Source organism: Flagellimonas eckloniae (assembly GCF_001413955.1).
GTDB lineage: Bacteria > Bacteroidota > Bacteroidia > Flavobacteriales > Flavobacteriaceae > Flagellimonas > Flagellimonas eckloniae.
The window spans coordinates 1197139-1216008 of sequence record NZ_LCTZ01000002.1; the positions used below are offsets into that span (position 1 = coordinate 1197139).

Sequence of the window (18870 nt, forward strand, 5' to 3'; positions counted from 1 at the left end):
AACCTGTGGCAATTAAAAAAATTTACATTCTTGCAATTGAATCTTCTTGTGATGATACTTCTGCAGCTGTTTTATGCAATACAAAAGTGCTAAGCAATGTGGTGGCAACACAAGAAATACACAAGAAATATGGCGGTGTGGTCCCAGAGTTAGCATCTAGAGCCCATCAACAAAATATAGTTCCGGTGGTACATCAAGCCTTGGCCGAAGCAAATATCGATAAAAAACAACTATCTGCCATAGCTTTTACAAGAGGGCCAGGACTTATGGGTTCTTTATTGGTTGGAGCCTCTTTCGCCAAATCATTATCATTGGGACTCAGTATTCCATTGATTGAAGTAAACCATATGGAAGCTCATATTTTGGCGCATTTCATTGATGATGAAGGTATGACCGCTCCTACCTTTCCTTTTTTGGGTATGACAATAAGTGGTGGACATACACAAATTGTTAGGGTGAACAATTATTTTGACATGAAAGTATTGGGTGAAACCTTAGATGATGCTGTTGGCGAAGCCTTTGATAAAAGTGCAAAATTAATAGGATTGCCCTATCCGGGTGGTCCATTAGTAGACAAAAATGCACAACTTGGGAACCCAAGGGCGTTTGATTTTCCAAAACCCAAAGTAGAAGGACTTAATTTTAGTTTTAGTGGATTAAAAACAAGCATTTTATATTTTGTTCAAAGAGAAACAAAAAAGAACCCTGATTTTGTAGCTGAAAACATTACCGATATCTGTGCTTCAGTACAGTTTACCATATTGGAAATATTAATGGATAAGCTCAAACTGGCCGTTAAGCAAACGGGTATCGAACAGGTAGCCATAGGAGGTGGCGTTGCCGCCAACTCCGGTATACGGGCAAGACTCAAAGACGCTGAAGAAACATTGGGGTGGAAAACATACATTCCAAAATTTCAATATTGTACGGACAATGCCGCAATGATTGGTATAGTTGGCTATTTGAAATTTCAGGAAAAACAATTCACGGATCAACGTGTTGGGGCCAAAGCCAGATATGCAATTGGAAGTTGATTTTTGGTGAAACTAATTTTATTTTAACATAAAATGCCATATAACGAGGAAATAGCAATTAGAATTCGACATGCAGTAGCACTATTTCCAGAAGAATTCACTGAAAAGAAAATGTTTGGAGGAGTCGCTTTTTTGTACAAGGGAAAAATGACTGTGGGTCCAGTTAAGAATGATTTGATGGTTCGCGTGGTAGGTACTAAAATGGATGTTGTTTTAAGGCAAGAACATGTTAGACCAATGGATTTTACAGGTAAAGCTATGAAGGAGTTTATTTTTGTGTCTCCTGAAGGTTTTAAAACTGAAGAACAACTTCAAAACTGGATAGAACTAGGTTTGGAGCATGCAAAAAGTAAACTGTAATATATGCAACTCTTTTACAATCCTTCCTTAGACAATAGTTTTAAACAGTTCTTTTTCTCTGCTGAAGAAAGTAAACATATCTTAAAAGTATTACGAAAGCAAGAAGGAGATGTTTTACACATTACCAATGGAAAAGGATATCTTTTTAAGGCTGAAATTCTTGTTGCTGATGCCAGGAAATGCAAAGCACAGATTATTTCCACAGAAAAAAGTATTCCAAAACGGTACAAGCTTCATCTAGTTGTTGCCCCCACCAAAATGAACGATCGCTACGAATGGTTTCTGGAAAAAGCTACAGAAATTGGTGTAGATGAAATAACCCCCATAATTTGTGAGCACTCAGAACGTAAGGTAATCAAACAAGAACGAATGGAGCGCGTATTGCAATCCGCAATGAAACAATCCTTACAAACCAATTTGCCCAAATTAAATCCTGCAATTTCTTATAAAGAGTTTATGGACCAAGAAATGGGAGGGTTAAAATTTATCGCGCATTGTGATGAAAGTGAAAAAATGGAACTAAAAAGAAGGGTTGCTGCAGATAAAGACATTATAATCCTCATAGGACCCGAAGGCGATTTTTCAAAGTCGGAAATAAGTTTAGCTGAGTCCAAAAATTTTGTTCCAGTATCTCTTGGAAACAACCGTTTACGAACTGAAACGGCTGCAATCGTAGCTTGCACAACAGTTTCCATAATCAATAGTTAACTAGTAATTGGAGCCTTAGCAGCTCCAGTAATATCCAAGTTATCAGACTCTAAAAGTAGCATCAAGGTTAGATTGTCATTTTTAGAAACAAGCGTTGGAATCTCAATTGAATGCGTTCCATTTTTGGCAATCATAGAGATGTACTCTTCCGTAACCACAATATTACTGTTCTTTAAAGTTTTGTTTCTGTTTTCCCCTCTTTTAACGGATGTGGTACGCTCATCCAAAACCAAAACAACCCTAAGCTGCTTGTCCGCTAAATCACCCGATGCAACATAACCAAATACAATTGCTTCGGTATCAACCTTTTTAATAGAAAGGCTCAAAGTATTTTCCGCTTTTTTCGCCCTATATTCATTTATTTTAGAATACATCTTTGATTGATTGGAACCTACAAAGTGTTCTTCACCTTTTATGACCAATTGAGGTGTATAATTGCTTCTGTACTGAAACTTTCTGTTATAATCCCGTTGTTTTTTTGTGTAAACAGATTTACTAAAAGGGTCCTCCCAACCAATATAATTCCAATAATCCACATGATAGGACATCGCATATATATTTTCTGGGTATTGTTTTTTTACCTTTTCCAAAAGCAAATCAGCAGGAGGACAACTTGAACATCCCTGAGAGGTAAATAGCTCCAAAACTATTGCAGGTGCATATGTCTCCGTCTTTGTTTCATTCCCAAGATTTGTTAAATTTTCTTTCCTACCCGAATAAAAGGCCGTAAGAGACATTCCAACTAAGACCATGGTGGGAATTATGATTTTTTTAAACATGAATGCTGTATTTTTGATTTCTTAGTTATTCGTAGTGAAATGAAACAACTTACCAAGCTGTTTGCTTTTTTAACTTTTTTTGTGACGAGCCAATCTTATACACAGGATATAGCCATCTTAAAATATGGTGGTGGTGGTGATTGGTACTCTAACCCTACTGCCCTACCCAATCTAATTAAGTTCTGTAACAGCAACATAGGCACTAAAATAAATCCAAAACCCGAAACAGTTGAAATTGGAAGTGTTTCCATATTTCAATACCCCTATCTTCACATGACAGGGCACGGAAATGTCTTTTTTTCTGACGAGGAAGCTGAAAATCTAAGAACCTATTTATTGTCCGGTGGATTTTTACATATAGATGACAATTATGGTATGCAACCCTACCTAAAAAGGGAATTGGAAAAGGTATTCCCAACCAAGCAATTGGAAGAACTAGGTGCCGACCATCCAATTTTTAACCAGAAGTATAATTTCCCTGCTGGTTTACCCAAAATACATGAGCATGATGGAAAAAGACCCCAGGCTTTGGGTATTTTTGAAGAAGGAAGACTGTTGTTGTTGTTCACCTTTGAAAGTGATTTGGGAGATGGTTGGGAAGACCCGTCCGTGCATAACGACCCAGAAGAAATTAGATTAAAAGCACTACAGATGGGCGCTAATATCATTGAATACGCCTTTAAAAGTTAACGTATGACTTCAAAAATGATATCCAAAGGAATTTTAAGAGCAGTTGCCATTATTGTTGGTGTTGTTCTTTTGGGCTATTTTTTATTTAAGATTCAATCCGTTTTGGCCTATTTGGCCATTGCTGCAGTAATTGCTCTTCTGGGAAGACCGGTAGTCCTCTTTTTAAGACGTAAATTAAAATTTCCAAACACCTTGGCGGTAATTGTGACCATGGTCATAATGCTGGCAATTTTTCTAGGGATTCTGGCTTTGTTTATTCCCCTGATTTCTGAGCAAAGTAAAAACCTGTCCTTATTGGATATTGATGCCTTAAAAGCGGATGTAAATACCCTCTATCTTCAAATCTTGGAATATTTTGGAGCCACAACAGATAATGTCACCCATTTAATTGAAGATTCCGATTTGGAGAAAAATGTATTGGAAGGATTGGATTTAGGTTTTATTCCAGACTTTCTTAATTCATTTGTAAATACCCTAAGCAGTTTTAGCATTGGGCTTTTTTCAGTGCTTTTTATTTCATTTTTCTTTTTGAAGGATAGCAACCTTTTTCAAAATGGAATGTTGACTTTTGTTCCAGACAACAAGGAAAGTAATCTTGTCAAATCTGTTGATAAAATCAATGGATTGTTATCCCGATACTTCGCCGGAATCTTGCTTCAACTTTTTATTTTATTCGTGATTTATACAATAGCACTTTTAATTGCTGGGGTAGAAAATGCAATTGTGATCGCGTTCCTTTGTGCACTCTTCAACATCATTCCATACATAGGTCCAATCATTGGTGGGGCAATCATGATCACATTAACAATGACCAGTTTTTTAGGTGCTGATTTTAGTACGGTAATTTTACCAAAAGCCCTCTACGTTTTTATCGGTTTGATCATTGGTCAACTCATCGATAATTTCTTTTCTCAACCCTTTATTTTTTCAACAAGTGTGAAATCCCATCCCTTGGAAATCTTTTTGGTAATCATCATTGCAGGACTCGTATTTGGAGTAGTTGGAATGGTAGTTGCCGTACCTGGTTATACCGCAATAAAAGTAATTTTAAAAGAGTTTTTAGCTGAAAATTCCGTTGTAAAAAAGTTAACCAAAAATTTATAGTATTAGTTTGAATAAACTACTTTTAAATACTGGCGTACAGGATTTTATAAAAAATAATATAAATACTGACATCGTGTCAGTACTATTAAAAAAACAACTATTTGAAGGAATTTCACAAAAAGAGCTTTTCCAACAGTTGGAGGCTAAAAAAAAATGCGAATATAAACTCCCATCTTGGTTCAATACAACCAATATTTATTATCCCAATAAAGTGAACATTGAGCAAACGAGCTCAGAACAAACAGCCGCTTATAAAGCGAAGCTTTTGGATGGAAAATCACTGCTTGATTTAACCGGAGGCTTTGGTGTTGATGCTTACTATTTTTCAAAGCAATTGGATACTGTTTTTCATTGCGAAATCGATCAAGAATTAAGTGAAATTACAAATCATAATTTTAAAATACTTGACCAAAACAATATCATTTGTGTTGCGGAAGATGGATTTCAATTTTTAAAAAATACCACCAAAAAATTTGATTGGATTTATATTGATCCATCTCGAAGAGATGATGTTAAAGGAAAAGTTTTTCTGTTAAAGGATTGTTTGCCTAATCTTCCAGAAAACCTTTCTTTTCTTTTTAAGAAAACCAAGAATATTTTAATCAAAACCTCTCCCCTATTAGATATTTCCCAGAGTATAAAAGAGCTTGATTTTGTAAAGGAAATTCATATTGTGGCAATCAACAATGAAGTAAAAGAATTGCTTTATATTTTGGAACATGGTTTTAAAGATGAGATTTTAATAAACACCATAAACCTTACCAAAAATCAAGAAGTGCATTTTAGCTTCATCATGATGGTAGAAGCTAAAATAGTATTGGAACATGATACTCCTAAAAAATATTTATACGAACCTAATGCAGCTATTTTAAAATCCGGTGGATTCAAAACCGTCGCCAAAACCTATAAAATTAAAAAGCTACATCAACATTCACATTTGTACACTTCAGACGCTTTAGTGGATTTTCCTGGGAGAAGGTTCAGAATACTAGAAACCATTCCATATTCAAAAAATAGGGTAACCCAACTAGGCCTGAAAAAAGCGAATGTCACTACTCGTAATTTTCCATCGACAGTTGCAGAATTACGCAAAAGGCACAAAATAAAAGATGGTGGAGATGTTTATTTGTTTTTCACAACTGATGTAAATAATAAGCTAATTGTCCTCTACTGTGAAAAAGCCTAATGCTTACATTCCCACTTAAAATTAGCGATTTTATCATTGGACCCGGCTGAAAGATTATAGTGCCACCACTCAGTTCGTATAGACCAAAAACCATGGGCTTCCATGGTTTCCTTTAAAAGTTTTCGATTGGATAATATTTCCTTGGACAAATCCAAATTGTCATGGTAAGCCCTTTTTCCAAAGAAATCAAAATCAGTTCCCATGTCCAATTCATTTCCATCCATATCAACCAAGGTAATATCAACGGCCCCACCTTTATTGTGAATAGAGCCCTTTACTGGATTTGCCACGTATTGGGGATTGGGTACAATCTCCCACATTTTATACTGTACTGAATTGGGTCGGTAACAGTCAAAGAATTTTATCTTTGCTCCTTTTTCCAAGAAATCCTTATTGGCATTTATAAGAGCTTTGGCCGTTTTAACTCGTGTATAGCATTCTGCACAATCGTACACCTTTGCTTTTAAGAAATTGTTTTCTGTTGCATAACGCATATCGTATGCAAAATCTTCACTAAAATCAGCCAACCGAACAAAAGTAGTATCCGCTAAACCTTCAAAAGACTTTAGTTCCTTCTTTTGCACCGAATCAACCTTAACAATTGTTTCTATTGTATCAGAACTGTTTGATTTGTTTTGTTTTTTGGCAACTTCTTGACAGCAACCCAAAGCAACTAGGGTAACCATAAAAACCAGGTGATATTTCATTAAACTATTTTTGTTTTTGTTTGACAAACCATTCATATAGCTCCTCCGTGGTATAGGCTCTACTCCATGAGTTATGCCCAACATCTTCATATCTTGTGTACCTTACATCATAATTCATTTCCTTAAGTTTGGCCACCATTTTATCAGACTCATCTACAGAAATCACTTTGTCCTTATCTCCATGAAACACCCAAATAGGCATTTTTTTATTGATCCAATGTGCATAAGGTAAAGGTGCCATTCCGCAAACAACAGCCATCGCAGCAAACTTTTTTGGGTATTGTGTTGCTAATTCCCAAGCTGCACTACCCCCTCTGCTTAGGCCAGTTAAATAGATTCTATTTTTATCAACATTATTGGTCTCTACCACTGAATCCAACAGTTTTATAATTGCCTCTGTGTTCCACCACTTTCTTCTATATGGGTTTTGTGGAGCCAGCACCAGAAATGGAAATTGTTTTCCTTCAACCAAAAGTTTTGGAGGGCCATTTTTTTTTATTTCTTCCAAATCTCCACCAGATTCCCCACCTCCATGAAGAAAAAGTAGTAACCCAAATTCTTTTTGGTCTCCCGACTCGTAGTCTTGAGGGTAATACAAATAATACTTAAGATTTTCAGTGGTTACCGTTTGCAGCTCATCCTCAATAAGTTGGGATTGTGCCGAACAACTTTCCATTAGGAATAGTCCAACTAAAAAAAGTACTTTGAAAAAAAAATGTTGCATTTTCATGCTCTAAGTTACAAAACCAGTAAAAAGAATATCTTTAAGGACTTAGTAAAAACCAAACTAATCTTTACTAACATTAAACAATTATGGAAGACCAAAAAAAATATTGGAAGGAAAATTTAAAGTATCTGGGGATATTATTAACCATATGGTTTCTAGTGTCTTTTGTTTTTGGTATTCTGCTTGTAGAAGAGTTAAATACCATTCGCCTTGGTGGGTTTAAACTTGGTTTTTGGTTTGCACAACAAGGGTCTATCTACGTTTTCGTGCTACTCATTTTTGTGTATATAAGGTTGATGAACAAGTTGGATAAAAAATATAACCTAGATACATAAGAATATGGACATTCAACTATGGACCTGGATTTTAGTAGGAATCACATTTACACTTTATATAGGAATAGCAATTTGGTCAAGAGCAGGGTCAACTAAAGACTTTTATGTTGCTGGAGGTGGTGTATCCCCCCTGGCCAATGGTTTGGCTACAGCTGCCGATTGGATGTCTGCAGCTTCGTTTATCTCAATGGCCGGTTTAATTTCATTCAATGGTTATGACGGTTCAGTTTATCTAATGGGTTGGACCGGAGGTTATGTATTGTTAGCCTTGTTATTGGCGCCCTATCTTAGAAAATTCGGGAAATTCACCGTACCCGATTTTATCGGAGATAGATATTATTCCAATCTGGCCAGGGGAATAGCGGTTGTCTGTGCGCTACTAATTTCATTTACCTACGTCGCCGGTCAAATGAGAGGTGTGGGATTGGTGTTTTCAAGGTTTTTAGAGGTTGATATCAATACAGGTGTTATCATAGGAATGTTCATTGTTCTCTTCTATGCGGTTCTGGGAGGAATGAAAGGAATTACCTATACCCAAGTGGCGCAATATTGCGTGCTCATTTTTGCATTTATGGTTCCTGCCATTTTTATTTCCATCCAAATGACGGGCAACCCCATTCCGCAACTGGGATTTGGTGATAAAATAGCTGATGGCACTTATTTATTGGACAAATTGGATGGGCTGCATCGAGAGCTTGGTTTTCATGAGTACACCTCAGGAAGCAAATCAAAAATGGACGTTTTTTTCATAACCGCAGCTCTTATGGTAGGTACGGCGGGATTACCCCATGTTATTGTTAGATTCTTTACTGTGAAAAAGGTAAGCGATGCACGTAAGTCAGCCGGATGGGCATTATTGTTCATCGCCATTTTGTACACAACTGCTCCAGCAATAGCAGTCTTTGCAAGAACGAATATGATAGAAACCGTAAGTAATGAAGATTACGAAAACCTTCCGGAATGGTTCAGTAATTGGGAAACAACGGGATTAATAACATTTGACGACAAGAACAAGGATGGTAAGGTGCAATACCTGGCGGATAAGTCCAAAAACGAATTGACCATTGATCAAGACATTATGGTATTGGCTAATCCTGAGATTGCCAAATTACCAAATTGGGTGATTGCACTGGTTGCAGCAGGAGCACTGGCTGCAGCATTATCAACCGCAGCTGGTTTGTTACTTGTTATTTCTGCCTCTGTGTCACATGATTTGATAAAGAAAATGTTTAAGCCGGACATCTCTGAGAAAGGAGAGCTTGTTGTAGCAAGATTATCAGCAGTTTTTGCTGTCTGTATTGCTGGGTATTTTGGTATTAATCCCCCAGATTTTGTTGCTGCTACCGTGGCTTTGGCTTTTGGATTGGCTGCTGCATCTTTCTTTCCAGCAATTATTTTGGGAATTTTCAGTAAACGAATCAATAAAGAAGGTGCAATTGCCGGAATGGTAGTCGGTATTTTATTAATGCTGTTCTATATGATGAAATTTAAATTTGATTGGTTTGGAGGAGGGGCCAAAGAAGACTGGTGGTTTGGTATTTCCCCTGAAGGATTTGGAACATTGGCAATGGTAGTTAATTTTATCGTGTCCATAACAGTCTCGTTGGTTACTCCAAAGCCACCTAAAGAAGTTCAAGAAATTGTTGAGAACATTCGCGTGCCTAGCGGTGCTGGTGAAGCACATTCTCATTAAAAACCATGCCTTTCATATTCGTTTTAAGACAATAAGAGTAATATAGGTAAAAATATTCTAAACTACTTAATTGGAATATTTTGGGTTAAATTTTAGCTCAAATACTCTATTTGTACTCCTTCAAAAAAACAGTGCACTCATACAAAACAGTCAAATTTCTTCTGAAATATTTTACGGTCCTGTATACAAATAGCACCAATTCTTCGTTGTAAGTAAAAGATTACATTAAATGTAATATTGAATTACTAAACCAGCTTTATACCAAAACCTAATTTAACCAACAAGACCTCAACCAAGAGTGAAAAACAAAAATAAACATGAATTTATCACATAAAAGTGTGGCATTTAATGATAAGTTAAACCATTTCCGTAGAAGAACAATAACTCTAGCATTGTTGTCGATTGCATCTCTACTTCTTATTTTATGGCTTGGCAAAAATGCTTTAAAAGTTTCTGAAAGCAGTACATCAACGGTACAATATTCGGAACAATTATTAAGAAGTATTTACAAATCTGAACTTAGTTTGCTCGGTATAGTTGCCAATTTGGAAAATGAAAGTCAGTCTAATATAAAAGTAATTTGGGAAAACGATATTATACCAAATCTTGAAAAGCTTAAAAAAAATGGACGTGAATGGAGTGGTAGTGATAGTAAATTACTATCGGAAACCAGTAGGTTGGTCCATATGTTGGAAGTTGTTCAACTACAAGCTTCTACTATTTTAGAAAACAACACCCTCGAACAATCTGAGATAGCAAGAGCGATATTAGAGAATGAGATTTCACCTATCATTGCCAAGATTCGGGATAGGATTACCCTGATCAATACTTCGCAATTGGCACAAACAGAAGGCAAGGTCAGAGTTTCGAAGAATTTAAATTGGATTGCCATTGTAGGTCTTTTGATATTAACGCTTATTTGGAGTTTTCTTGCTTTTAAAAATCATAGAAATTCATTATCAGAAAGTTATGCACATTCAAAAGACCCCATAACAGCATCTCAAAGTATCGCCGCGCCAAGTCCTATTGAAATAAAACCTGATAGCACTAGTGAAAATGTGCCAATACCTGAAAAGTCTTCTTCCATCATCTCTACTAGAGAATCAAACCTCTACAATGACGCTGGAATGCAAAAGAGGCTAGTTACGATTAAAAACAAAATCCAAAAAATTGCAGATGGAAGCCTTATTCTAGAAAATGATTCGGTCGATCAACAGGATGAACTAGAGTTGGCTCTACAACAAATGTCAATAAACTTTCGTAAAAATGCAGAATTGCTGGAACAAAATGAGGCTAGGTACAAGGCAATCATAAATTCTTCAGTAAATGGTGTCATTACAATGGACAGTAATAGGGAAATACAATCTTTCAATCGAGCTGCAGAAATCTTGTTTCAATATGAAGCAGAAGAAGTACTTGGAAAAAGGATAGACATATTATTGGCAAATGAGCATATTCAGAATCCTGGTGAGTATTCCATCGATTCGAAGACCGATAGTTCCAAAAAATTTGGAAAAAAACAAAAAAAATGGGCAAGGAAAAAAGATGGAACTGAGTTTTATATTCATTTATCCATTGCCGAAGTTGTAGTCAATGGCGAAAGAATCCTCACTGGAATCGTACGTGATCTTTCCGACGAAATGCGACAACAGGAAGAAATTGAAAAAAGGACCAATGACATTGAAAAACAAAACTGGATCAAAACTTCAATTTCTAAGGTGTACGATGCTACTAAAGGTATGCAGGACATCAACACATTAACGCAAACATTAACCAAGATAATTAGCAAACAACTTGGAGCTTCAGTCAGTACTTTTTATTTGAACCAAGGATTATTTACTCCAGACTCCCAAGAATTGGAACTGTATGGAAGTTATGCCTTTAAAAACACAAATGGACTCCCTGATAGTTTCAAGTTTGGAGAAGGGTTGGTTGGCCAATGTGCCCTTGAAGGAAATACAATAATTATTACTGATACTCCTGAAAACTATTTGGAAATAAGCTCGGGTATGGGGAAGACCCAACCAACGGAAATAACCATCGTACCTATTAAACATAATGAAGAAAACATTGGGGTAATGGAATTTGGCACCATTCATCCTTTTAATGAAGCCCAGCACGAATTTATTGAAGAAATATGTGCATCTATTGGAATAATACTAAAAGGAGTGGTGGAACGAGCCAAAACTGAAGAATTGTCCATAGAGGTCAACAACCAGATTTCTGCCATTAACCGATCTAATGCGGCCATAGAATTTGATTTAAATGGAAATATTCTCTTTGCCAACGACCTTTTCTTAGATCTTATGGGTTACAGTTTGGACGAAATAAAAGGAAAGCACCATAAAATATTTGTGGAAACAACATATTCCAATTCAGCAGAGTACAAAGGATTTTGGAAAGAACTAAAACATGGTGCATTTAAACAAGGGGAGTTTGAACGAAGACGAAAAGACAACAAGTCCGTATGGATACAAGGTTCCTATAATCCCATACTTAACGTTGAAGGGCAACCATACAAAGTTCTTAAGGTAGCTGTGGATATCACCAAACAAAAAGAACAACAATTAAAAACAGAGGAGCTTTCTTTGGAGGTCAATAACCAGATTTCGGCAATAAATAAGTCCAACGCTGCCATTGAGTTTGACCTTGATGGAAATGTACTCACGGCAAATGACCTTTTTCTAGATTTAATGGGGTACACCCTTGATGAAATAAAAGGAAAACATCACAAAATATTTGTTGGAAACACCTATGCCAAGTCTTCAGAATACAAAGAGTTTTGGAAAGAGCTAAAACTAGGAGAATTTAAACAAGGTGAATTTGAACGCAGAGGAAAAAACAATAAAAGTGTTTGGATACAAGGATCTTACAATCCATTACTTGATACTGAAGGCCAACCGTACAAGGTTTTAAAGATAGCCGTTGATATTACCGAGCAAAAGAATATTCAACTTGAAGTTCAAAAACAAAAAGAAGTTGTAGAAGCCCAAGAAGAAGAATTAAGGGTATCTAACGAAGAACTCTCAAAACAGACCAACTTGTTGCAAGCTTCTGAAGAAGAAATGAGGCAACAACAGGAAGAGCTTGAAAAGGCAAATGTAATGTTGGAAGAAAAAGCCCAACAGTTAGAGGAACAACATTTAAGCACTGTAGAAAAAAATGCAGCCTTGGAACAAGCCCAAGCTGCTTTGGTCATCAAAACCGAAGAATTGGAGAAAAGCGGAAGATATAAATCTGAATTTTTGGCCAATATGTCCCATGAACTAAGAACACCGCTAAATAGTGTGATCATTCTTTCAAAATTGCTCCAAGGAAATAAAGCAAAAAATCTGACAGAAAAGCAAATTGAATTTGCGCAAATAATAAATAAATCGGGAGAGGACCTGCTAAGCCTGATCAATGAAGTACTGGATTTGGCCAAAGTGGAATCTGGAAAGATTGAACTGGAAATGGAAACGCTTGACATGGGTAGCTATGCCGAAGATTGTAAAAAGACATTTGTTGCCATAGCACAGGATAAAGGAGTAGAGTTTGTATTGAACCTAGACGAATCGCTACCGGAATCGTTTACAACTGATAAACAACGATTGAATCAAGTAGTTAAAAACTTGCTTAGTAACGCCTTCAAATTCACAGATATAAAAGGAAGTGTAACCTTAAACTTTAAAAACAGTAAGACCCAGTCAAAATTTACCAGCCCGGCACTTATAAAAAATGAACAAGTACTGCAAATTTCAGTTACGGATTCAGGAATAGGCATTGCCCCAGAGAAATTGCAGTCGGTATTTGAAGCCTTCGTTCAGGAAGATGGGACAACCCAACGAAAATATGGGGGAACAGGTCTTGGTTTGAGTATTTCCAAAGAACTGGTAAAACTTCTTGGCGGGGAAATCTTTGTTGAAAGCGAAGTTGGAAAAGGATCTACTTTTACCGTATTCCTTCCTTTTGAAAATTCAGAAATAATTCAACTGGAAACCCCTAAGAAAAAGATTGAACATGAAGTTGAGACCACAGCGGAACCTAAATCGGTTAGAGAGAATATTGATCAACCGGAAGAAGTAAAGATAGAAAAAAGTGTTCCAGGTGAAACGTTAGAAGCTGTAATAGCTGATGACCGAGATCAACTTGAAAAAGACGATAATGTACTCCTTGTAGTTGAGGACGATCTTCAGTTCGCAAAAGTACTTGTAGATCAAGCTCGTGAAAATGGTTTTAAAGTACTGGCCACCGATCAAGGCGACAAGGCTCTCAAACATGTAGATTTTTACCGCCCAAATGCAATAATATTGGACATGACCTTGCCCGTTATGGACGGTTGGACAGTTCTTAGAACACTAAAAGCAAGTGAAGAACATGCACACATTCCGGTACATGTTATTTCAGGTGTGGACAAAACCAAATTGGGATTGGAAATGGGTGCGGTTGAATACCTTGTAAAACCAATTGCATTGGAAAAACTTGAACATACATTTTCCAATATCGCTAAGACTCTTTCTGGTACAGATATGAAAAAAGTGCTGATTATTGAAGATGACGAGCTAAATAATAAGGCCTTACAAGAAATGATAGAAAGTAAACAGTTGGAGGCTATTTCTGCAAAAAATGCCAAAGATGCCCGTAAACTTTTTAAGGATGAACATCCTGATTTAGTTGTATTGGATCTTGGACTTCCAGACATAGATGGAATTGAATTGTTGGGTGAATTGAAAACCGAAAAAAAGGAAGTTCCCGTAATCGTATTTACTGGTAGAGAATTAACCAAAAAAGAATTGAAACAGATTGAGCGTCATAAGGATACTTCTGTAATACTAAAGACCCCAAAATCTTATGACCGTCTTTCGGAGGAAACAGAGTTGTTTATGAATATGCTCAATTCCACACAGACAGAATATCCAGTTTTGCCTCCAAAGGAATTTGGTTCAGAAGATATAGTAAAAGGAAAACGCATTCTTATTGTTGATGATGATATGAGGAACATATATGCTCTGGAAACCATATTGGAAGAAGAAGAGGTAATCGTAACCGTTGCCACCAACGGAGAAGAGGCAGTGAACGAAGTAAAGAACGGCGAATTTGACGCTATTCTAATGGACATTATGATGCCCGTTATGGATGGCTATGAGGCAACTAAGAAGATAAGAGAAATGGGATATAATAAGCTTCCAATAATAGCATTGACCGCTAAAGCCATGAAAGGAGACCGTGAAAAATGTTTAGAGGCAGGTGTAAGTGATTATATGTCTAAGCCTTTAGATGTTGAAAAGTTAATGTCATTATTAAGAGTTTGGCTATATAATTAATGGAAGTAGTACTTGAAATTTCGAAAAACGACCTGGAGGATTTTATCGAATTATCCAATAAGCTCTATGGAATAGATTTTTCTGGCTATGCCCAAGAATCTTTGAGAAGGAGAGTTTTACGACTTATGAAGCTTAAATCGTGTGATTCGTTCATGGCCTTTAAATATTTTTTGACCAATCAGAGTATTAGTGAAGATGAGTTATTGATTGAAATTACGGTGAACACCACAGAAATGTTCAGGGATTATGAAGTATTTAAGTTTTTGGGCGATGAAGTGTTCGGCCTTTTGGAAACCTATCCCAGAATCAATATTTGGCATGCCGGATGTTCTACAGGTCAAGAACCAATGAGTTTGGCCATATTATTAAAAGAACAAGGACTATTACAAAGATCCGTGCAATACTGCACCGACATTAATGCTGAAGTACTAAATCATGCAAAAAAGGGAATCTATGACTTAAAGGAGGTAAAGGAGTATTCTACCAACTATATAAAATCAGGAGGGGCATTGTCCTTATCGGATTATTATGTGGCGAATTACGGAAAGGTAAAAATGAACAAGGAATTAAGTAAAAACATGGTGTTTACAAAACATAATTTGGTAAATGGTTCCTCATTCAACCAAATGCATATGATCATGTGCCGAAATGTTTTTATCTATTTAACTACAGAACAGCAAAATAAAGTGTTGCGTCTATTTTTAGACAGCTTGGTTCCAAAGGGATATCTGGTGTTAGGTGCAAAGGAAAGTGCAATTTTTTCACCTGTTTTGGATGAATTGGAAGTAATTAATGGCAAACTCAAAATATATCGAAAGAAAAGATGATCAAGAGCTCATAAAAGTGGTACTATTCTGTGGTTCCGCAGGTGCCATCAATGTATTGGAGCGCTTTGTAAAGGACATAAATCAAGTCCCAAAAGTGGCAATAGTAGTGGTGTTACACAGAAAAACGAGCATGCAAGATCACTTGGTGAATTATTTAGGCAGTATGGTACATATGAAAGTAGAAGCAATAGAACATGGAATACATTTAGAAAAAGGAGCAATTTATGTGGCCCCAGCGGGCTATCATTGCATATTGGAAAAAGACATGACCTTGAGTCTTGATCTTAGTGAAAAAGTAATGTTTTCAAGACCTTCAGCTGATGTTTCCCTTGAGTCTTTCTCATACAATCTAGAAGACAAGTTAATTGCAATAATTGTTAGTGGTGCAAACGCAGATGGCGCGGAAGGAGCTAAATGGGTTAATAAAAGAAATGGGAAAGTAATAGTGCAAAGTCCGGCTGAAGCCTTTGCCAAAGCAATGCCAGGAGCTGTTATTGAGGCTGTTGAACAAGTAGACCATATTGTACCTGCCCATGAAATTTACAAAACCGCCGCTAAATATTTTTAAGATGGAAAAAGCGAAAATTCTTATTGTCGATGATTTAGCGGAGAACTTATATTCTTTGGAGCACATCATTGAAAAGGAAGACCGGGAAATAATTACCGCCACTAGCGGAAATGAAGCTCTAAAATTGGCAAGGTTGCACGAGTTTGCATTGGTGATTACCGATGTCCAAATGCCCGAAATGAATGGGTTCGAGTTTATAGAGATTTTTAGGGGAAGAAAGAACACCAAAAACGTTCCGGTAATTTTCGCAACAGCAATCAATAAAGAAAAAGAATATGTTATAAAAGGATATTCAGAAGGTGCAGTTGACTATTTATATAAACCTCTTGATCCAAGTATTGTTTCAGCTAAGGTAGATATTTTTGTTACCCTTTATAATCAAAAAAGAACCTTACAATTACAATATGAAGAACTTGATGCGCTGAATCAGCTTAAAAACAAGTTCCTTGGAATGGCTGCCCATGACATTAGAAACCCATTGGCCATTATCGAGTTTTATTCCAAATCTTTAATTGGTGAATTAAAACCAATCCTGAAAGATCCAGCCAAAATACAGGAACTAGAGAACATTTTTGTTTCCACAAAATTTGCCCAAAATCTGGTCAATGACTTTTTGGACATTAGTAAAATTGAGTCTGGAACTATTGAACTGGAAGAAGAAATGGTGGATGTAACCCAATTTATAGAAACGAGTATTCAATTTAGCCAGGTTTTTGCTGACAAAAAGAACATCAAACTGGTAGGCGAAATTGAAGTTGGAAATCTTAGAACCGCTTTGGATAAAAACAAAATGAACCAAGTTCTCAACAACCTAATTACCAATGCGATAAAATTTTCGCATGAAGGAACCTCGGTATACTTGAAAACCATTCAGAAAGAGGGCTATTTACATATTTCCGTACAAGATGAAGGACAAGGTATCCCAGAAAGTGAAATGAGCCATTTGTTCGACCCCTTTACCAAGACTTCGGTAAAATCTACAGCTGGGGAAAAAAGTACTGGACTTGGATTAATGATTGTAAAAAAGATAGTGGATTCACATGATGGGGAAATAAACGTAACCAGTGAAGTTGGCAAGGGATCATGCTTTAATATTGAGATTCCAATTAAAGTATTGAAAGAACCTTTGGAGCCAGTGTCCAATCTGATCAAGAGCTTTGAAGCTGAAAAAAATGATAAGAAATTGAATATTGTTGTTGTAGATGACGATATTTTAATGCGTACACTTTCGGAAGTAGTATTCAACAAAATTGGAGGTAATATTACAATGCTAGAAGATGGAGCAGATTTACTGGAACAAGTGGAAGCCATTGGTCCAGATTTAGTTTTTACGGATATCAATATGCCAGGGGTAAATGGATATGATTTGACCAAGGAGATGAGAAACAAGGGTATTGACATTCCCATCTTTGGATTGACCGGGTTTATAGATGATGAAGTCCAAAACCTTTCCAAAAAATCAGGAATGGATGGTATTTACGAGAAACCTCCCGTTGAAAATCTACTTAAAAACTTGATTTCAGAGATTTATGAGGAACGGCTAGGGTAAATTAAGATTGAATAAATTACCCAAAGATTTTGCTGTTGGTTGATCGCTACTGGATTATAACCTGTAACTGTTTGTATAGAAGGCTAGCAGATATCTTTAATAGTACTCGTCAGGTATTTGTGAATTTACTAAGGAATAAACCTTGAACAATTTAAAATCAACCAAGAACACTACCCAATTTAAACATGGGCAAATACATTGCCACCAAAATTACTCCAACACAAATTCCAACCACAAGAATTATCATTGGCTCCAATAACGTACTCAATAACTTGGATTTTTGCTGTACTTCAACACTGTACTGCTGGTTTAACCGCTCAAACATAAATTCCGTTTGATTGGTTTCTTCCGCAACTTTGACCATGGATATCATCTTATTACTAAAAACATGATTTCCTTTAAGACTATTACTTAAACTTTCACCTTGAAGAATTTTATGACTTACACTATCCAACGCATCTCGCAGCGGATAAAAATCTATCATTTTCCCTGCAAGTTCTATGCTGTTCAATACAGGAACTTTTGAAGCGGTAAGCAAACTGATCGCTCGGGTAAACTGGGCCAAATAAACTGCTTTAAGAAAATTCCCCACATAAGGAATCCACATCAAAAAATAATCCAGCCTTTTTTTGAACCAATCATTTCCAAAAAGCGCTTTTCTTAAAAACAAAGAGCCTAATATTAAGAGTACCATCCACCAACCATAGTCTTTAATGAAATCTGACACAGCCACAATAAAGCGGGTAATCCAAGGCAATTCCACATTGTTTTGTTCAAAAATGTCCTGGAACATGGGAACCACCAACCTAAGCATAAAAATAACCACCAGCACAGCAGTTACAAGAATAATAATGGGATAGGTAAGTGCATTGACCAGATTTCTTTGTTGTTCATTTTTTTTGGCAAAAAATGAGCCTAACTCTTTCGTAATGGTAGTAAGGGTTCCTGACTCCTCCCCTATCTTCAAAGAATAGTATTCATATTCGGTAAACTCTTTTTTATCTTTTATCGCTTCAGAAAAACTACTCCCTGAAAGTAAACTTTCGCCCAAATCATTAAACAGGTTTTTTTGTTTTTCCTTTTTCTGTCCTTCCTCGATAAGTCCCAAGGATTCTTTAAGCGTAATTCCAGCCTTTAAAAGCACGCTTAGCTCCGTATAAAAATCTTCTTTTTTCTTGTTGGAAAATGATTTTCCAAATAAGGTTATTTCCCTTTCAAGAATTGATGGTTTCTGCTCTTCTTGGGCATCATCGGCTTTATGTGCCTTATCAACAGCTATGTTTTCTAATTTAAAGCCCAT

The 18870-nt window shown here is 36.4% G+C and carries 16 protein-coding genes; 12 read left to right on the top strand and 4 right to left on the bottom strand.

Going from position 1 to position 18870, the window contains the following annotated elements:
- Window positions 1-5 precede the first annotated feature (5 nt).
- Genes tsaD through AAY42_RS05220 form a run of 3 tightly spaced genes read left to right on the top strand, consistent with a single transcriptional unit; the run spans window position 6 to window position 2102 of the window.
- Window positions 6-1034, top strand: coding sequence for a tRNA (adenosine(37)-N6)-threonylcarbamoyltransferase complex transferase subunit TsaD (gene tsaD, locus AAY42_RS05210; RefSeq protein WP_055393063.1), 1029 nt, complete (start codon window positions 6-8; stop codon window positions 1032-1034).
- Between the two features lie 33 nt (window positions 1035-1067).
- A complete protein-coding gene (locus AAY42_RS05215; protein ID WP_055393064.1) occupies window positions 1068-1394 on the top strand; it encodes a TfoX/Sxy family protein in 327 nt (108 codons plus the stop codon).
- 3 nt (window positions 1395-1397) lie between these two features.
- Window positions 1398-2102: a 16S rRNA (uracil(1498)-N(3))-methyltransferase gene (locus AAY42_RS05220; RefSeq protein WP_055393065.1), complete on the top strand. Its 705-nt coding sequence runs from the start codon at window positions 1398-1400 to the stop codon at window positions 2100-2102.
- Here AAY42_RS05220 and AAY42_RS05225 read toward each other — a convergent pair.
- Window positions 2099-2881, bottom strand: a complete 783-nt coding sequence (locus tag AAY42_RS05225; RefSeq protein WP_055393066.1) for a DUF1223 domain-containing protein — start codon at window positions 2879-2881, stop codon at window positions 2099-2101. The genes AAY42_RS05220 and AAY42_RS05225 overlap by 4 nt on opposite strands.
- A gap of 39 nt (window positions 2882-2920) precedes the next feature.
- On the opposite strand from AAY42_RS05225, the gene AAY42_RS05230 reads away from it, so the two are divergent.
- The 3 genes from AAY42_RS05230 (at window position 2921) to AAY42_RS05240 (ending at window position 5861) form a co-directional block, all read left to right on the top strand.
- Window positions 2921-3571 carry a DUF4159 domain-containing protein gene (locus tag AAY42_RS05230; protein WP_055393067.1) on the top strand — a complete coding sequence of 217 codons (651 nt, stop codon included), beginning with the start codon at window positions 2921-2923 and terminating at the stop codon, window positions 3569-3571.
- A gap of 3 nt (window positions 3572-3574) precedes the next feature.
- Entirely contained in the window at window positions 3575-4675 is a 1101-nt protein-coding gene (locus AAY42_RS05235; protein ID WP_055393068.1) for an AI-2E family transporter, read from the top strand.
- 73 nt (window positions 4676-4748) lie between these two features.
- Complete coding sequence (locus AAY42_RS05240) at window positions 4749-5861, top strand: THUMP-like domain-containing protein (RefSeq protein ID WP_313777873.1); 1113 nt, start codon at window positions 4749-4751, stop codon at window positions 5859-5861.
- Here AAY42_RS05240 and AAY42_RS05245 read toward each other — a convergent pair.
- Both AAY42_RS05245 and AAY42_RS05250 read right to left on the bottom strand, forming a co-directional pair.
- On the bottom strand, window positions 5858-6568 hold the full coding sequence (locus tag AAY42_RS05245; protein WP_055397730.1) for a M15 family metallopeptidase: 711 nt from the start codon (window positions 6566-6568) through the stop codon (window positions 5858-5860). The two genes, AAY42_RS05240 and AAY42_RS05245, sit on opposite strands and share 4 nt — an antisense overlap.
- 4 nt (window positions 6569-6572) lie before the next feature.
- Window positions 6573-7292 carry a carboxylesterase family protein gene (locus tag AAY42_RS05250; protein ID WP_055397731.1) on the bottom strand — a complete coding sequence of 240 codons (720 nt, stop codon included), beginning with the start codon at window positions 7290-7292 and terminating at the stop codon, window positions 6573-6575.
- Window positions 7293-7381: 89 nt separating this feature from the next.
- On the opposite strand from AAY42_RS05250, the gene AAY42_RS05255 reads away from it, so the two are divergent.
- From AAY42_RS05255 to AAY42_RS05280, 6 genes are all read left to right on the top strand, one after another.
- Window positions 7382-7630 (top strand): DUF4212 domain-containing protein, encoded by a 249-nt coding sequence (locus tag AAY42_RS05255; protein WP_055393071.1) that lies wholly within the window; start codon window positions 7382-7384, stop codon window positions 7628-7630.
- Window positions 7631-7634: 4 nt separating this feature from the next.
- Window positions 7635-9323, top strand: a complete 1689-nt coding sequence (locus AAY42_RS05260) for a sodium:solute symporter family protein (protein ID WP_055393073.1) — start codon at window positions 7635-7637, stop codon at window positions 9321-9323.
- 317 nt (window positions 9324-9640) lie between these two features.
- The gene (locus tag AAY42_RS05265) at window positions 9641-14626 is read left to right on the top strand and encodes a response regulator (RefSeq protein ID WP_082433329.1); all 4986 of its coding nucleotides are present in this window, start codon (window positions 9641-9643) and stop codon (window positions 14624-14626) included.
- The gene (locus AAY42_RS05270) at window positions 14626-15453 is read left to right on the top strand and encodes a CheR family methyltransferase (protein ID WP_055393076.1); all 828 of its coding nucleotides are present in this window, start codon (window positions 14626-14628) and stop codon (window positions 15451-15453) included. The genes AAY42_RS05265 and AAY42_RS05270 overlap by 1 nt, the downstream gene beginning before the upstream one ends.
- On the top strand, window positions 15419-16021 hold the full coding sequence (locus AAY42_RS05275; protein ID WP_055393078.1) for a chemotaxis protein CheB: 603 nt from the start codon (window positions 15419-15421) through the stop codon (window positions 16019-16021). Before AAY42_RS05270 ends, AAY42_RS05275 begins: the two co-directional genes overlap by 35 nt.
- A gap of 1 nt (window position 16022) precedes the next feature.
- The gene (locus AAY42_RS05280) at window positions 16023-17570 is read left to right on the top strand and encodes a hybrid sensor histidine kinase/response regulator (protein WP_175288730.1); all 1548 of its coding nucleotides are present in this window, start codon (window positions 16023-16025) and stop codon (window positions 17568-17570) included.
- 157 nt (window positions 17571-17727) lie between these two features.
- Here the strand turns inward: AAY42_RS05280 and AAY42_RS05285 are convergent, their stop codons facing one another.
- On the bottom strand, window positions 17728-18870 hold the full coding sequence (locus AAY42_RS05285; protein ID WP_055393081.1) for a type II secretion system F family protein: 1143 nt from the start codon (window positions 18868-18870) through the stop codon (window positions 17728-17730).

Excerpts from the sequence above, each read along its gene's own strand:
- AAY42_RS05215 (WP_055393064.1), top strand. The coding sequence starts at position 1,068 with ATGCCATATAACGAGGAAATAGCAATTAGAATTCGACATGCAGTAGCA.
- AAY42_RS05220 (WP_055393065.1), top strand. The coding sequence starts at position 1,398 with ATGCAACTCTTTTACAATCCTTCCTTAGACAATAGTTTTAAACAGTTC.
- AAY42_RS05225 (WP_055393066.1), bottom strand. The coding sequence starts at position 2,881 with ATGTTTAAAAAAATCATAATTCCCACCATGGTCTTAGTTGGAATGTCT.
- AAY42_RS05230 (WP_055393067.1), top strand. The coding sequence starts at position 2,921 with ATGAAACAACTTACCAAGCTGTTTGCTTTTTTAACTTTTTTTGTGACG.
- AAY42_RS05235 (WP_055393068.1), top strand. The coding sequence starts at position 3,575 with ATGACTTCAAAAATGATATCCAAAGGAATTTTAAGAGCAGTTGCCATT.
- AAY42_RS05245 (WP_055397730.1), bottom strand. The coding sequence starts at position 6,568 with ATGAAATATCACCTGGTTTTTATGGTTACCCTAGTTGCTTTGGGTTGC.
- AAY42_RS05250 (WP_055397731.1), bottom strand. The coding sequence starts at position 7,292 with ATGCAACATTTTTTTTTCAAAGTACTTTTTTTAGTTGGACTATTCCTA.
- AAY42_RS05255 (WP_055393071.1), top strand. The coding sequence starts at position 7,382 with ATGGAAGACCAAAAAAAATATTGGAAGGAAAATTTAAAGTATCTGGGG.
- AAY42_RS05260 (WP_055393073.1), top strand. The coding sequence starts at position 7,635 with ATGGACATTCAACTATGGACCTGGATTTTAGTAGGAATCACATTTACA.
- AAY42_RS05265 (WP_082433329.1), top strand. The coding sequence starts at position 9,641 with ATGAATTTATCACATAAAAGTGTGGCATTTAATGATAAGTTAAACCAT.
- AAY42_RS05270 (WP_055393076.1), top strand. The coding sequence starts at position 14,626 with ATGGAAGTAGTACTTGAAATTTCGAAAAACGACCTGGAGGATTTTATC.
- AAY42_RS05275 (WP_055393078.1), top strand. The coding sequence starts at position 15,419 with ATGGCAAACTCAAAATATATCGAAAGAAAAGATGATCAAGAGCTCATA.
- AAY42_RS05280 (WP_175288730.1), top strand. The coding sequence starts at position 16,023 with ATGGAAAAAGCGAAAATTCTTATTGTCGATGATTTAGCGGAGAACTTA.
- AAY42_RS05285 (WP_055393081.1), bottom strand. The coding sequence starts at position 18,870 with ATGGGCTTTAAATTAGAAAACATAGCTGTTGATAAGGCACATAAAGCC.